The following is a 12,869-nucleotide window of genomic DNA, read 5'->3' as shown; positions in this document are numbered from 1 at the left end:
GAAACGACGCTATTCGCCAAAGAGAGAAGGGATCCCCACTAGGAAAACGCAGCCTCCAGCTCCTGCAGCGTCTTTTTCACCTTGGCTTGGGCTGCTTCCACCTCAGGTTGGTCATAGGCTTTGGCAGCAAAGTCCAGTTGTTCCAAGCTGCGGCCCATCTCCTTGGCCAGGCGCAGCACTTCCCGCTTTTGCTTATCCGGCAGGGTAGCCGCCAGGCCGGTCAAGGTCTTACGAGTGAGTCCCATCGGCCCGTGGATGTAGGAGCGAATCTCCAACCAGTCCTCCGCCTCCACCAGGCTTTGCAGCCGCTCCACCTGTTGCTCCAGTTGTTGCAGCTCTCGGGGCAGGACAGCAGCCGCTTGCACAGGAAGGGATCCCAGCCATAGCCCCAGTGTCAGGATGGCAACCAGCAACACACTCCGCCAGCGACAGATCATCACACACCTCCCACATGCCTGCAACAGGCTTGATTTCTTGGCCATCATTGCCGTCAGTTTCTTGGCCATCATTGGGCAACCAAATGAATAGTTTACCTGCTGGCTGCACCCCAACCCCTTGGCCGCCTCTCGAAGAGCCCAACAAATCGGTTAGGCTAGAGCTGTAAAAGAATGTAAACGACACTCTCATGCAACGCATCATCCTCATGACCGGCAAGGGTGGAGTCGGCAAAACCTCGATGGCGGCGGCGACCGGCTGGCGTTGTGCCGAGATCGGCCTGAAAACTCTGGTGCTGAGCACAGATCCGGCTCACTCTCTGGCCGATAGCTTCGATCAGCCCTTGGGCCACGAGCCGGTCGAGGTCAAACCCAACCTTTGGGGAGCGGAGTTGGACGCCCTCAACGAACTGGAGCTGAATTGGGGATCCGTCAAAACCTACATTACCCAGGTGCTGCAGGCGCGAGGGCTAGATGGGGTGCAGGCGCAGGAGCTGGCGATTTTGCCGGGGATGGATGAGATCTTTGCCCTGGTGCGGGTGAATCGCCATTACGACGAAGGCAAGTTCGATGTGCTAATCATCGACTCGGCCCCCACGGGCACGGCTCTGCGCCTCTTGAGCCTGCCGGATGTTTCGGGCTGGTACATGCGCAAGTTCTACAAACCCCTGCAAGGGCTGGCGCAAATGCTACGTCCCATCGCCGAGCCGATTGTGAAGGGGCTGACCGGGATCCCGCTGCCCAATGACCAGGTGCTGGATGCCCCCTATGAGTTCTATCAGAAGATCGAGCGGCTGGAGCGCATCCTCACCGATAACCGCATCACCTCCGTGCGGCTGGTCACCAACCCGGAAAAGATGGTGATCAAAGAATCGCTGCGGGCCCACGCCTACCTCAGCCTCTACGGGGTGGCCACCGATTTGGTGATTGCCAACCGCATCTTGCCCGATGGAGTGGTGGATCCCTACTTTGCCGCCTGGAAGGCAGCCCAACAGAAATATCGCCAGGAAATCCACGAAAACTTTGCCCCCCTGCCGGTCTTCGAGATCCCGCTGTACTCCGAGGAGTTGGTGGGGTGGGATGCCCTGGCCCGCCTGAAAAAAGACCTTTGGGGGGATCGCAACCCGGCGGACGTGCTCTATGCCGAGCAAACTCTGAATGTGGTGACCGACAACGGCCAGTACCGACTGGATCTTTACCTGCCCGGGATCCCGAAAGAGCGGGTGGAATTGACCAAAACCGGGGATGAGCTGAACATCCGCATCGGCAACCACCGCCGCAACTTGGTGCTGCCTCAGACTTTGGCGGCCATGACCCCGGCCCGCGCCAAGATGGAAGAAGACTACCTGCGCATTCATTTTGCCGCTTGAGCCTGTAGCCGCTAACAGGCCCGTTTCGCTTACTTTTGGGTCCCCGAACGTGAAGTTGACCTTCTGGGCTTTTTTCAAGCGCATACAAGCCCACGCTCTTCCGTCTCCACCTCGACCCTGGTCGCGTCAGTGTTGAACGGCAACGACGCAGCGACAGCGCAAGATGGCACAATGAGAAAATCCCCCACCTCTAAAGATAAAGATTGATCGCCAAGGATCCCTCCACAGAAGAGCATGAGATCATGCTGTTGCTTCGTATCTTCCTGGTGGCTCTGCTCATCACTTTGACGGGTTGGTTTTCCCCTCCCGCCAGTGCTCTGCTCAACGACGACCGTTACGATGGCAACATCTTTGCCCTCTACGGGGCCAACGGCGGCATGGTCCCCCCCCGCGTCTCCCTGAAGCAGGCAAAAGAGCAAGGGATCCCGGCCCTCCTTGTGTACTACATCGATGACAGCAGCGATTGCAAAAAATACGCTGCCACCATTGCCAACCTGCAGGTTCGCTACGGGCTGGGAGTCTATTTCATTCCCTACTCGGTCGATTCCCTCTTACCCGGCGACGAGCGCGGCCAATACTACACCGGACAAGTGCCTCAAACCCTTCTCTTCGACCCAGAGGGAAACATTGTCTATCAATCCGCCGGCAACCGCCCCATCACCGAGGTGGAAAACGCCATTCGCGCCCTCTTCAAGTTGGATCCCGTTCCCCCAGGGGTGATCAAAGCCAAACCTTTCAACGAGATCCAAACCGGATTTGCCGGATCCCGTTCTCCCCAAGCCTACCCCCCTACAAAGGCCCAGCCGTGACGGCCAACCCCAATCGCGATAGCGGGACGGAATCCTTTCCCTCCGATTCTCTCGAGGCTCTGCAGGAAAAACTCCAGAGTCTCCAGGCTCGCCTTGCCGATCTGCGGGAACTGGAGCGCATGGCCCAGCTTTCCCCTGAACAATGGGCTGAAATCCAAGCCGAAGCCAGCCAACTGGAGCAACGCCTCCAGGCTTATGTGCTAGAGGTGTTTAATCCTGTCCCTGCCACCTTTTGGCAGGTGGTGCGCTTCGGCGGCCTTGGCCTGCTGCTCGGCATTGCCCTGCAGCGCTGGGTGCTGAGCTAGCCTACCCCTTAGGATAGAAAAGCTCTCGGATCCCAGAGCTCTTGTCCATGCGCATGCGACGTTCCAAGCCGTTTAGTCTTGACCGCATGACCTCCCGTTTTCTGCCTCTGGTCATTTCGATTCAAACTAGGACACTAAACCCATAAACCCAATGTTGATTATACGCGGCTAGAAGGCTTCTCTCACTCTCAATGGCCCAGGCGCCTCACTCTAACCTGAAACGACTATAAGACGATAGCTAAGTTGGCCGTGATAGGCTCAACAAGAGAGTTATTCCCACCATCAAACTCCCCCAAATCCAAACAACCTGTCGCAGCAGCCCCAAACTTTCCTGCACCACTTGCGGGGTCAAAGGGCGAGCCGGGATCCCCAATTTGGGTTTCACCTTCGGGATCCCGCGATAGAAATTGGTTCCCCCCAGTTGGATCTGCAGCCGCCAGGCAAAAGCCGCCTCGCTCCACCCGGAATTGGGGCTGGGATCCGCCTGCGCATCCTGACGACACCGCTGCCAAAACCCCCAGGGATCCCGGCTGAGCAGGGCCAGGGTGAGCACCGTCAGGCGGCAGGGCAGCCAAGTCAGCCCATCCTCACAGCGGGCCGGCACCGTGCCCAAATGGGTGAAGGGGGGATGGCGGTAGCCTACCATCGAATCCAGAGTGCTGCTGGCCTTGTAGGCCAAGGCCAAGGGTGCCCCTCCCAAGAAGGCGTAGAACAGAGGGGCAGTCGCTCCGTCGGGGGTATTTTCGGCCACCGTCTCAATCACCGCCCGCAAAATCTCCGGCTCCGTCAGGTGCTCTGTATCCCGCCCCACGTAGCGGCTGAGCCGTTGACGGGCCTCCGGCAGATCCCCTTTTTCCAGGGGATCCAACACCTCCAACGCAGCAAAGCGCAGGCTGCGCCCTCCCAGACAACTGGCCATGAGGGTTACCTGCATGAGGATCCCTGCCCAGGGATGGATGGCATTGCCGATGGCGACCAGTCCCCAGCCCACGCCGTAGGATCCCCCCACCAAAGTTAGGGTGAGAACTGCCCCGCCCCACTGTTGTGCTCGCGGAGTTGAGCAGTGCTTGAGGATATAGCCTTGCCCCCAGGCAATAACAGCCCCCATCACCCGCACTGGATGAGGCCAACCCCAGGGATCCGCCAGCAGGTAATCCAAAGCCAAAGCTGCCGCCAGCACCACCCCGGCAGTCGGTTGGGCCGGGAAAAACAGCGATGACTCCATCCCGCCAGCAGGCTCAAACCACAAATCCACTCTCCTGATCCTGAGCCGCCTGCCAGCTCCGAACATCAAAATACAGATCTTCCAAGGTGGTTTCCTCCAGCACCTGCTGCACTTGCCGAGCGATCCGCTTCCACAGGGCTTCCGTCACCCAGTCCAGCCGCTCCGCCGGATGCACGGCTGAAGGATTAGAACTGTCCATGAGAGGATCCAAGGATTCTCCCACCGCCGCCAAAATGGCGCTGATCGGGATCCGCCGCGGCGCCCGTGCCAACCGGTAGCCTCCCTGGGCCCCCCGTTGGGAACAAACCAAGCCGGCCTGGCGCAACTCAATCAGCAACTTTTCCAGGTAGGGAGCTGGGATCCCCTGTCGCTGAGCAATGGCCCGCACCGAAGCCATTTGCCCGGAGCCGAGCATCGCCAGATCCAACAAAGCTTTGATGCTATAGGTGGCCCGCGTTGTCAAGCGCACCGGGATCCCTCTCCGCAGCACTTCTCGATCCTGCCATAGGACTCCGTCCCGCTACCGCGAAAGGCAGATGCCTGGGTATCGGGGCACCGGCCAAGAGAAGTTAATCTGGGGATCCGAGGTGATCTCCAATTGTTGGCAGCAAGCCCTTGGAGCGGAGAATAGGTTATCGGGATGGAACACCCCACCGCCAGCCTTTATTTGGTGGCTACCCCCATCGGCAACCGCGAAGACATCACCCTGCGGGCGCTGCGGGTTTTGCGGGAAGTGGACTGGGTGGCGGCAGAAGATACTCGCCACTCCGGCCAGCTTCTTAAACATTTTCAAATCTCCGCCCGCCTCATCAGCTATCACGAGCACAACGCTGCCCAACGGATCCCGCAACTCCTGAAGTATCTGTCGGCGGGCCAGTCGGTGGCCCTGATCAGCGATGCCGGCACTCCTGCCATCTCCGATCCGGGAGAAGAGTTGGTGCGCGCCTGCATTCAGGCCGGGATCCCGGTGATCCCTGTGCCGGGGCCGGTAGCTGCTGTTGCCGCCTTGACCGCTTCGGGCCTGCCTACAGGACGATTCGTGTTCGAGGGATTTTTGCCGCTTAAACCCAGTCAGCGACAGGCCCGCCTGCAACAGTTGGCCCAAGAAGAGCGCACCGTCGTTCTCTATGAAGCCCCCCATCGCCTGCGCCAAACTCTGCAGGATCTGCTGGATCACTGCGGCCCAGAGCGGCAGATCGTGCTGGCGCGGGAGCTGACCAAGCTGTATGAGTCCTTCTGGCGGGGATCCCTGGCAGCAGCTCTGGAGCACTGCGCCGCCCAGCCGCCGCGGGGGGAGTTCACCCTCTTGCTTGAGGGATATGTGGGTGCCGTTCCCAGCCCTAACCCTGCCAGAGGCGGGACGGAGTCCTTGAATGGGCGGGGAGACAGTGAATCGGAAGCGGAAATTCGTCAAGAAATGGCCCGATTGCTGGCCGAGGGCCTATCCCGCTCCGCAGCCAGCCGCCGGTTGGCCCAGCGTCTGCAGGGATCCCCCATCTGGACGCGGCGCCGCCTTTACGATCTATCCTTGCAGCTTGAGCCGCTCTCCAGTTCTGGCGGGACGGAGTCCTTTTCTGAGTACGTCAGCGCTCCACATTGTTTCCAAGACAACAGCGAGACCGAGTCCTGAGGTGTTCGCGTTAGCGGGACGGAGTCCTATGGCACGGATTTTATTGGTGGACGATGAAGTGGAGTTGGCCGATTCTCTGGCCCAGCAACTGAGGCGAGAGGGCTACACGGTGGACGTGGCCTACACGGGGGGGCGAGCCTGGGAACTGCTGCAAAAGACGGGATCCCTGCCCTACAATCTGCTGGTCTTGGATTGGATGTTGCCGGAGCTCTCCGGGCTTTCCCTCTGTCAGCGGGTGCGGCAGGTGGATGGCACCACTCCCATCCTGTTTTTGACCGCCAAAGATACCCTAGACGACCGGGTGGAAGGGCTGGATGCCGGGGCAGATGATTACTTGGTAAAGCCGTTTGAGCTGCGGGAACTGCTGGCGCGGGTGCGAGCCCTCTTGCGGCGGGCCACCGGCCCTGGAGAAGGGATCCCTCGCCTGCAGGTCGGGGATTTGGAGCTGGATCGGGAGAACCAGGTGGCCTACCGGCAGGGGCGGATGATCCACCTCTCTCAAAAAGAGTTTCGCCTGCTGGAGTACTTCATGACCCATCCCGGCCAGTTGCTCACCCACGACCAGATCTACGAGCAGGTGTGGGCCGGAGAGGATCCCCCCAGCAGCAACGTCTTGGCAGCCCAGGTGCGCCTGCTGCGGCGCCGCCTCAGGTTGCCCGGGGCAGCAGAATTGATCCACGCCGTCTACGGCAAGGGCTATCGCTTTGGGCCTGTTGCCGAGAATCCCTAGGAAGAGGCCCATCCTACAGTCCCGCAAGCTGTAGCTGTCCCGAACAGCAGCAAACCCCAAGCAAGCGACCCAACGGGGCCCTTCCCAACAGCTTGCTGGGATTCACAGCTCCCCTCTCCCAAGAGGAGAGGGGCAGGAGCGCTTGGGGCTCACTTGGACTTGAGCTTCTCGGCTTTCTCGATGGCCTCTTCGATGGTGCCCACCAAGTAGAAGGCTTGCTCCGGCAAATTGTCCAATTCCCCCGACAAAATGCGCTGGAAGCCCTTGATGGTGTCTGCCAATTTCACATACTTGCCGGGGGAGCCAGTGAATACCTCCGCCACGAAGAACGGCTGGGACAGGAAACGCTCGATGCGGCGGGCGCGGGCCACCACCAGCTTGTCCTCTTCCGACAGCTCGTCCAGCCCCAGGATGGCGATGATATCTTGCAGCTCTTTGTAGCGCTGCAGAGTTTGCTTCACCGCCCGGGCAGTGTTGTAGTGCTCTTCGCCCACAATGTCCGCCTGCAGGATGGTGGAAGAGGAATCCAGGGGATCCACCGCTGGATAAATACCCTTAGCCGCCAAGCTGCGGGACAACACCACCGTGGAGTCGAGGTGGGCAAAGGTGGTTGCTGGGGCCGGATCCGTCAAGTCGTCAGCAGGCACATACACCGCCTGCACCGAGGTGATGGATCCCTGCTTGGTAGAGGTGATGCGCTCTTGCAGGTTGCCCATTTCGGTGGCCAAGGTGGGCTGATAACCTACTGCCGAGGGCATGCGGCCCAACAGCGCCGACACTTCCGACCCGGCCTGCACAAAGCGGAAGATGTTGTCGATGAACAGCAGCACATCCTGCTTGTTAACGTCGCGGAAGTACTCTGCCATCGTCAGGGCGGTCAGGCCAACCCGCATACGGGCCCCCGGCGGCTCGTTCATCTGGCCATAGACCAGCGCCACCTTATCCAGCACGCCGGATTCTTTCATCTCGTTGTAGAGGTCATTGCCCTCGCGGGTGCGCTCTCCCACGCCCGCAAACACCGATAGGCCAGAGTGCTCCTCAGCGATGTTGTGGATCAGCTCCTGGATGAGCACTGTCTTGCCGACGCCGGCGCCGCCAAACAGGCCCACCTTGCCCCCCTTTTTGAAGGGGGCCAGCAGGTCAATCACCTTGATGCCGGTTTCAAAGGGCTCTGGCTTAATCGTCAAATCGACAAGTGGAGGCGCACTGCGGTGGATGGGGGCAAATTCTTGGGCTTGAACGGGCTCTCCTTGGTCAACCGGCTCTCCCAGCACATTGAAAATGCGCCCCAGGGTGGGCTGCCCGACCGGCACAGTAATCGGAGCGCCCGTATCCACCACCGGCATGCCCCGCACCAGGCCGTCGGTCGAGGACATGGCCACCGCACGCACGCGGTTATCCCCCAAAAGCTGCTGCACCTCAAAGGTGACGTTAACCTTCAGGCCGCTTTCGGTTGTGCCCTCCACCTTGAGGGCATTGTAGATTTCGGGCAGCTTGCCGCTGGGAAACTCGGCGTCGATCACAGGCCCAATGACCTGAGTGATGTAGCCAACATTGGTGGCAGTAGCGGTGGCAGTAACCATGATTGAGGCTCAGCTCCTTGTGTGCTCAGTTATCGACTCAGCAATGCCGGGTGTAAATCATTATCATCATACAAATAATTTGAGGGATCCCAGTTGCTGCCGCACTTTTGCCTGTCCAGCCTATGGGGGATCCCCGGCAGGGAGGGCTTTTCTTCGCTACCCTAGAGCTAGGTTAGAGAGGGGGATCGCCAGCGATGAGCCACTACGGAGGCCGTACCGCACAGCTCAGCTCCGTCAGGTTGGGAGGACGGCGTTCCCGCCCGCGTCGGGGCCGGGCCCTACAACTGGGGATCCTCGGCTTTTTGCTGGGGCTGGGGGCGATGGGGGCAGCCTGGTGGTACACCATTGGGCCGCGGCAAACCCTTTCCCTGTATTGGCTGACCAGTGCCGACAACTCCATTTACTATGTGCAGCAAGAGCGCACGGTTCGCGCCTTCGACGCTCAGGAAGCCATCCGCCTGGCTCTGGAGGAGCTGATTGCCGGCCCCAGGGATCCCCACCTTACCAGCGCCATTCCACCCCAAACTCAGGTGTTGGATGTGCGGGTGGAGGGCGACGATATTTTCCTCAACTTCTCCCCCGAATTCACGCAAGGGGGGGGATCCACGGCGATGATGAGCCGGATTGCGCAGGTGCTCTACACGGCCACCAGCCAAAACCCCGGCGCCCGGGTTTGGATCTCGGTGGAAGGCCGTGCCCTAGAAGTGCTGGGGGGCGAGGGGCTGATCCTGGATCAACCCCTGACACGGGCCTCGTTTGTGCCCGGCTTTCAACTGCCGGCAGAACCTGAGGCGGAGCCGACAACCCCAAAGGACTCGGTCTCGCTGATGCAGTCGCCAAAGCATCGCGTAGCGATAACGGCCTCTTGAGGCGGAAACCATGAACTGGTTCCAGCGAGTGGGCAGCAGTTTTCTCCTGACCGGTCAGGTGATTCTGCATCTGATGCGGGGTCGTATCCATCGCCGCAACACCCTAGATCAGCTTTCGGCGGTAGGGCTGGAGTCGCTGCTGATTGTTCTGATTACGGCGGTGGTGATCAGCGGTGTTTTCACCATCCAGTTGGCGCGGGAGTTCATCAACTTTGGCGCTTCCTCCCTAATTGGGGGAGTTTTGGCGATTGCCCTTGCCCGCGAGCTGACACCGGTGGTGACGGCGGTGATCTTGGCCGGACGGGTGGGATCCGCCTTTGCCGCCGAGCTGGGCACCATGAAGGTCACGGAGCAGATCGATGCTCTGCTGTTGTTACGCACCGATCCGGTGGATTATTTGGTGATCCCGCGGGTGCTGGCTGCGGGGCTGATGCTGCCGGTGCTCACCATCCTCTCCCTGCTGACGGGGCTGGTGGGGGGGATGATCATCTGCGCTTCGGCCTACAACATCTCTCCTGCAGTGTTTCTCAACTCGGCGCAAACCCTTCTGAGCTCCTGGGATTTGCTCGTCTGTTGTTTTAAGGCGATGGTGTTTGGGTCTTTGATCGCCATTGTCGGCTCCAACTGGGGCCTTTCCACCAGCGGAGGGGCCAAGGGGGTGGGCCGCTCCACCACCGATGCGGTGGTTACGGCGCTGCTGGGCGTGTTTGTCACCAACTTCCTTATTTCTTGGCTGTTGTTTCAGGGGCCGGGGAGCGCCCTCAGCCGCGCCCTGTAGCACTCCTGCTGTCGCGTTGTTCGCGCGAGCGTTGCGGGGCAATATTGAGAGAGCTAGGATGGGATCCCTTGCCATCGCCCGGATCCCCACCCTTCGCGTCAGCGGTGCAGAGCACTTTGCGAGTAGAACTGCAGATTTTCCGACAGTTGCCGCCGGAGCCGCCCCGCTGGCAATCCTTCTGGCTGGAGACATCCCCTGGAGCCACCATTCTCGATTGCCTCAACCAGATCAAGTGGGAGCAGGATGGCAGCTTGGCCTTCCGCAAAAACTGCCGCAACACCATCTGTGGCAGTTGCGCCATGCGCATCAACGGTAGGGCAGCCTTGGCTTGTGGCCGACATGTGGGCGAAGAGCTGGATCCCCGCAGCCCCCAGCCGCAGCCTATTCGCATCGGCCCTCTGGGAAACCTGCCCGTTCTGCGGGATCTGGTGGTGGATATGCAGCCCTTCTGGAACGATCTCAGCCGGGTGGATCCCTTTGTCAGCACGGCGGGGCGACGCATCCCGGAGCGAGAGTTTTTACAGCTGCCTGCCGAACGGGAGCATCTCAACGCTGCCGGTGGCTGTATTCTCTGCGGAGCCTGCTATTCCGATTGCAATGCCAAAGAGGTGAACCCAGAGTTTGTCGGCCCCCATGCTCTGGCCAGAGCCAACCGCCTCGTCCAAGACAGCCGCGACAGCCAACGGGAACAACGCCTGCAGGCTCTGGATAGCTTGGCTGGTGTCTGGGGCTGTACCCGCTGCTGGAACTGCAACAGCGTCTGCCCGATGGGCGTGGCACCTCTGGATCAAATCACCGAACTCAAACAGGGGATCCTCTCCCGCCCTGTAGACAAGACCGCTGCTCTGCCCACCGACCGTTCCCCATCGCACGCTGTTCGCGCTATTCGGACGGAGTCCTTGCGCATAGCCATCCGCCACCGCAAGACTCTGGTGCAACTGGTGCGCTCTGGTGGTTGGATAGATGAGCGCCGCTTTGCCCTGCAGGTGGTGGGCCGGGATCCCAAAGGGCTGCTCAGCTTGGTGCCTTTGGGTCTGCGCCTGTTGGCCAGGGGCAAATTTCCCTTTCGCTTCCAGCCCTCTGCAGGGGCGGCGACGGTACGGCGGCTTATCGACACAGTTAGGCAGGAAGGAAGGGATCCCCTCTAGGCTCCGGGTTTGAGGTTGTCTTGGCCGGAAATCAATCTGGCACTCAAAATCCGATCCCCCACTTTGATGTGGCGCAGCACCTCCGTTCCCTCGGTAACGTACCCGAACACGGCATAGCGGCCATCCATGAGGTTTAACCCCGCCGGGGTGAGATCCGGCTCAGCCATAAAGATGAAGAACTGAGAAGAGGCGCTGTTGGGATCGTCGGGATAGCGGGCCATGGCCACCGTCCCTTCGGCGGAAAAGGGCAGAGCCGGTTCCACATCCCACAGGCCCATCTGATCAAAAGTCTGGCCGTAGCGGGGCATCACCTCGCCTTTGGCGCGAATCTCCATGGGGATGGTGCGAACCTTGCCCGTGGCCGGATCCACATAGCCATCGGCAGGGCCAGGGGGATCCCCGGCCTGCGCCAGGAAGAAGGTCTCCACCCGGTCAAAGGTCAGGCCATCGTAGAAGCCCCGCTGCACCAGGTCGGCAAAGTTGCCGGCAGTGATGGGGGCGCTGTAGCCATCTAAGGTGATCACCATGCGCCCAGCGGTGGTGTTTAGCTCCACCTCTGCCCGCCCCAAGAGCTGAGGTTTGTCGGCATACTCAGCAGGCACTGTGTAGGGGAAAGCCCCCACCCAGTTGTTTTCCAGGGATCCCAACTCGTCCACTAGACGGTCGTAGGCAGCGCGGGCCTCTTCTTTACCCTTGGATTTGCGCTCGCTGGCTTGGCCGATCACCCGCAACTGCTCCCGCAGCGCAGCCATCTGTTCAGAGGCTGGGGTCACCCGATCCGGGGGCAAGCCGGCCAGCAGGGAATCTCCATAGCGATCCAAGAGGTGCTCTACCTGGCGCACATCTCCCCGCACTGCCGACCAGCGGTTGTACTTCAGGTCGGCGTCGATTTTGGAGATGGCTTCATCAACCTCCAGCAGCTTCGTTTCTGAGATGGGTAGCGCCCGCCGCAAGAGGGTACGTGGATCGGTAATGGCATCCCCCTGGGGCAGAGCCAAGGCCGGGATCCCCCAGAGCGCCACCCCGCAGAGCAGAGCAGCTACGTAGAGGCCAATCCGGCAAAGGGATCCCTGCCGCCAAAAGCCTTGGGCAAGCTGCACCATGGTTTCCACCGACTTGCAAAACCACTCCTGTCTCAGCCTGACATCCCACCGTCACAGGCGGCAAGCGTTGTCAGACCTCGATTGAGATTTCAACGACTGGCGTGCTCCACCTGGGGGAAAGCCGTTATCGCTACGCAACGCTTTTGCAACCGCGATAGCAAAGACGGAGTTCTCAGAGGGCATGACTACACGGCTCTCCTACCTAGGAACGGTGACCTCGAAGCGGACGACACCGGCTGAGCCAGAACTGCCTCCCCCCACGTTCACCACCACCACGCCGTTGGGGTTGCTGATGCCCCCACAAGCAGGCGGCACGGCCCCACCCGGCGGAATGAAGGCCCCCCTATCCCCATCTTGGGCGTCGCTAAGGGCCACAGGGGATCCCCCTGTGCTCACCGACAGGCTGCCCGGCACATACTGCAAGCCAGGCGCCAAGGGATCGCACACCACAAAGGTGGAAGCGGGCGAGTCCAGCAGGAAGTAGATGGCAAACTGCACCCGCGCTCCGGGGCGCACCGGCAGGTTGATGGCCCCCTGCAGGAAGGTGCTAGCTCCGCCCGGCCAAGGGATCCCTGGGTTGTCGTTGGGGTCGGTGGGCTCGTCGAAGAATTCGGGGATAGGAGTTCCGTTGAGAGCGGTAATCCGCTTGACCAGTCGGATCCCTTCGCCTGGGGGTGCCGGGCTGGGGGTCGGGGTTGTACCTGGGCTCGGCGTCGGTGTTGGCGTCGGTGTCGGTGTTGGCGTGGGCGTTTCCGTCGGCGTCGGTGTTGGTGTCGGTGTTGGCGTTGGTGTCGGAGTTGGAGTTTGTGTATGTGTTGGGGTTGTGTAGTCTTTCATGGTGAGGGTGAGTTAGTGAGTGAGTGTGTGGTTCTGGGGGGGGGTGGG

14 protein-coding genes are annotated in these 12,869 nt (G+C 60.7%); 8 read left to right on the top strand and 6 right to left on the bottom strand.

The window, feature by feature from the left end; all coding sequences use genetic code 11:
• Nucleotides 1–38 precede the first annotated feature (38 nt).
• Nucleotides 39–437 (bottom strand): photosystem II protein PsbQ, encoded by a 399-nt coding sequence (gene psbQ, locus NW816_RS09810; RefSeq protein WP_414356854.1) that lies wholly within the window; start codon nucleotides 435–437, stop codon nucleotides 39–41.
• 188 nt (nucleotides 438–625) lie between these two features.
• Between psbQ and NW816_RS09805 the strand changes: the two genes are divergently transcribed.
• From NW816_RS09805 to NW816_RS09795, 3 genes are all read left to right on the top strand, one after another.
• A complete protein-coding gene (locus tag NW816_RS09805; RefSeq protein WP_414409025.1) occupies nucleotides 626–1,804 on the top strand; it encodes a TRC40/GET3/ArsA family transport-energizing ATPase in 1,179 nt (392 codons plus the stop codon).
• Between the two features lie 242 nt (nucleotides 1,805–2,046).
• Nucleotides 2,047–2,613, top strand: coding sequence for a thylakoid membrane photosystem I accumulation factor (locus tag NW816_RS09800; protein ID WP_414409024.1), 567 nt, complete (start codon nucleotides 2,047–2,049; stop codon nucleotides 2,611–2,613).
• A complete protein-coding gene (locus tag NW816_RS09795; protein ID WP_414356858.1) occupies nucleotides 2,610–2,918 on the top strand; it encodes a hypothetical protein in 309 nt (102 codons plus the stop codon). The genes NW816_RS09800 and NW816_RS09795 overlap by 4 nt, the downstream gene beginning before the upstream one ends.
• A gap of 238 nt (nucleotides 2,919–3,156) precedes the next feature.
• Here NW816_RS09795 and cbiB read toward each other — a convergent pair whose 3' ends face one another.
• Nucleotides 3,157–4,143, bottom strand: coding sequence for an adenosylcobinamide-phosphate synthase CbiB (cbiB, locus tag NW816_RS09790; protein WP_414409023.1), 987 nt, complete (start codon nucleotides 4,141–4,143; stop codon nucleotides 3,157–3,159).
• A gap of 13 nt (nucleotides 4,144–4,156) precedes the next feature.
• The gene (locus NW816_RS09785; RefSeq protein ID WP_414409052.1) at nucleotides 4,157–4,612 is read right to left on the bottom strand and encodes an Rrf2 family transcriptional regulator; all 456 of its coding nucleotides are present in this window, start codon (nucleotides 4,610–4,612) and stop codon (nucleotides 4,157–4,159) included.
• Nucleotides 4,613–4,783: 171 nt separating this feature from the next.
• Here NW816_RS09785 and rsmI point away from each other — a divergent pair, with 171 nt between their 5' ends.
• Together rsmI and rppA are read left to right on the top strand one after the other, a co-directional pair.
• The gene (gene rsmI / locus NW816_RS09780; RefSeq protein ID WP_414331459.1) at nucleotides 4,784–5,773 is read left to right on the top strand and encodes a 16S rRNA (cytidine(1402)-2'-O)-methyltransferase; all 990 of its coding nucleotides are present in this window, start codon (nucleotides 4,784–4,786) and stop codon (nucleotides 5,771–5,773) included.
• A 28-nt stretch (nucleotides 5,774–5,801) separates the two neighbouring features.
• Nucleotides 5,802–6,503, top strand: coding sequence for a two-component system response regulator RppA (gene rppA / locus NW816_RS09775; RefSeq protein ID WP_414409022.1), 702 nt, complete (start codon nucleotides 5,802–5,804; stop codon nucleotides 6,501–6,503).
• Nucleotides 6,504–6,652: 149 nt separating this feature from the next.
• Here the strand turns inward: rppA and atpD are convergent, their stop codons facing one another.
• Nucleotides 6,653–8,086, bottom strand: coding sequence for a F0F1 ATP synthase subunit beta (atpD, locus tag NW816_RS09770; RefSeq protein WP_011434062.1), 1,434 nt, complete (start codon nucleotides 8,084–8,086; stop codon nucleotides 6,653–6,655).
• A 194-nt stretch (nucleotides 8,087–8,280) separates the two neighbouring features.
• On the opposite strand from atpD, the gene NW816_RS09765 reads away from it, so the two are divergent.
• The 3 genes from NW816_RS09765 (at nucleotide 8,281) to NW816_RS09755 (ending at nucleotide 10,881) form a co-directional block, all read left to right on the top strand.
• Nucleotides 8,281–8,955 (top strand): GerMN domain-containing protein, encoded by a 675-nt coding sequence (locus NW816_RS09765; protein WP_414409021.1) that lies wholly within the window; start codon nucleotides 8,281–8,283, stop codon nucleotides 8,953–8,955.
• A 10-nt stretch (nucleotides 8,956–8,965) separates the two neighbouring features.
• Nucleotides 8,966–9,733: an MlaE family lipid ABC transporter permease subunit gene (locus tag NW816_RS09760; protein WP_414400454.1), complete on the top strand. Its 768-nt coding sequence runs from the start codon at nucleotides 8,966–8,968 to the stop codon at nucleotides 9,731–9,733.
• A 116-nt stretch (nucleotides 9,734–9,849) separates the two neighbouring features.
• Nucleotides 9,850–10,881, top strand: a complete 1,032-nt coding sequence (locus NW816_RS09755) for a succinate dehydrogenase/fumarate reductase iron-sulfur subunit (protein WP_414409051.1) — start codon at nucleotides 9,850–9,852, stop codon at nucleotides 10,879–10,881.
• Here the strand turns inward: NW816_RS09755 and NW816_RS09750 are convergent.
• Entirely contained in the window at nucleotides 10,878–11,984 is a 1,107-nt protein-coding gene (locus NW816_RS09750) for a peptidylprolyl isomerase (RefSeq protein ID WP_414409020.1), read from the bottom strand. The two genes, NW816_RS09755 and NW816_RS09750, sit on opposite strands and share 4 nt — an antisense overlap.
• Nucleotides 11,985–12,182: 198 nt before the next feature.
• On the bottom strand, nucleotides 12,183–12,821 hold the full coding sequence (locus NW816_RS09745) for a hypothetical protein (RefSeq protein WP_414409019.1): 639 nt from the start codon (nucleotides 12,819–12,821) through the stop codon (nucleotides 12,183–12,185).
• Nucleotides 12,822–12,869: the final 48 nt, after the last annotated feature.

Origin of the sequence: Synechococcus sp. W55.1, from assembly GCF_047461655.1 — a bacterium.
In the GTDB taxonomy this organism is placed as follows: Bacteria; Cyanobacteriota; Cyanobacteriia; order Thermostichales; family Thermostichaceae; genus Thermostichus.
Note: the sequence above shows the minus strand (reverse complement) of the source record. Positions and strands in the feature narration are given on the sequence as shown.

Excerpts from the sequence above, each read along its gene's own strand:
- rsmI (WP_414331459.1), top strand. The coding sequence starts at position 4,784 with ATGGAACACCCCACCGCCAGCCTTTATTTGGTGGCTACCCCCATCGGC.
- NW816_RS09750 (WP_414409020.1), bottom strand. The coding sequence starts at position 11,984 with ATGGTGCAGCTTGCCCAAGGCTTTTGGCGGCAGGGATCCCTTTGCCGG.
- rppA (WP_414409022.1), top strand. The coding sequence starts at position 5,802 with ATGGCACGGATTTTATTGGTGGACGATGAAGTGGAGTTGGCCGATTCT.
- cbiB (WP_414409023.1), bottom strand. The coding sequence starts at position 4,143 with ATGGAGTCATCGCTGTTTTTCCCGGCCCAACCGACTGCCGGGGTGGTG.
- NW816_RS09765 (WP_414409021.1), top strand. The coding sequence starts at position 8,281 with ATGAGCCACTACGGAGGCCGTACCGCACAGCTCAGCTCCGTCAGGTTG.
- NW816_RS09760 (WP_414400454.1), top strand. The coding sequence starts at position 8,966 with ATGAACTGGTTCCAGCGAGTGGGCAGCAGTTTTCTCCTGACCGGTCAG.
- NW816_RS09800 (WP_414409024.1), top strand. The coding sequence starts at position 2,047 with ATGCTGTTGCTTCGTATCTTCCTGGTGGCTCTGCTCATCACTTTGACG.
- NW816_RS09745 (WP_414409019.1), bottom strand. The coding sequence starts at position 12,821 with ATGAAAGACTACACAACCCCAACACATACACAAACTCCAACTCCGACA.
- NW816_RS09805 (WP_414409025.1), top strand. The coding sequence starts at position 626 with ATGCAACGCATCATCCTCATGACCGGCAAGGGTGGAGTCGGCAAAACC.
- atpD (WP_011434062.1), bottom strand. The coding sequence starts at position 8,086 with ATGGTTACTGCCACCGCTACTGCCACCAATGTTGGCTACATCACTCAG.
- psbQ (WP_414356854.1), bottom strand. The coding sequence starts at position 437 with ATGATCTGTCGCTGGCGGAGTGTGTTGCTGGTTGCCATCCTGACACTG.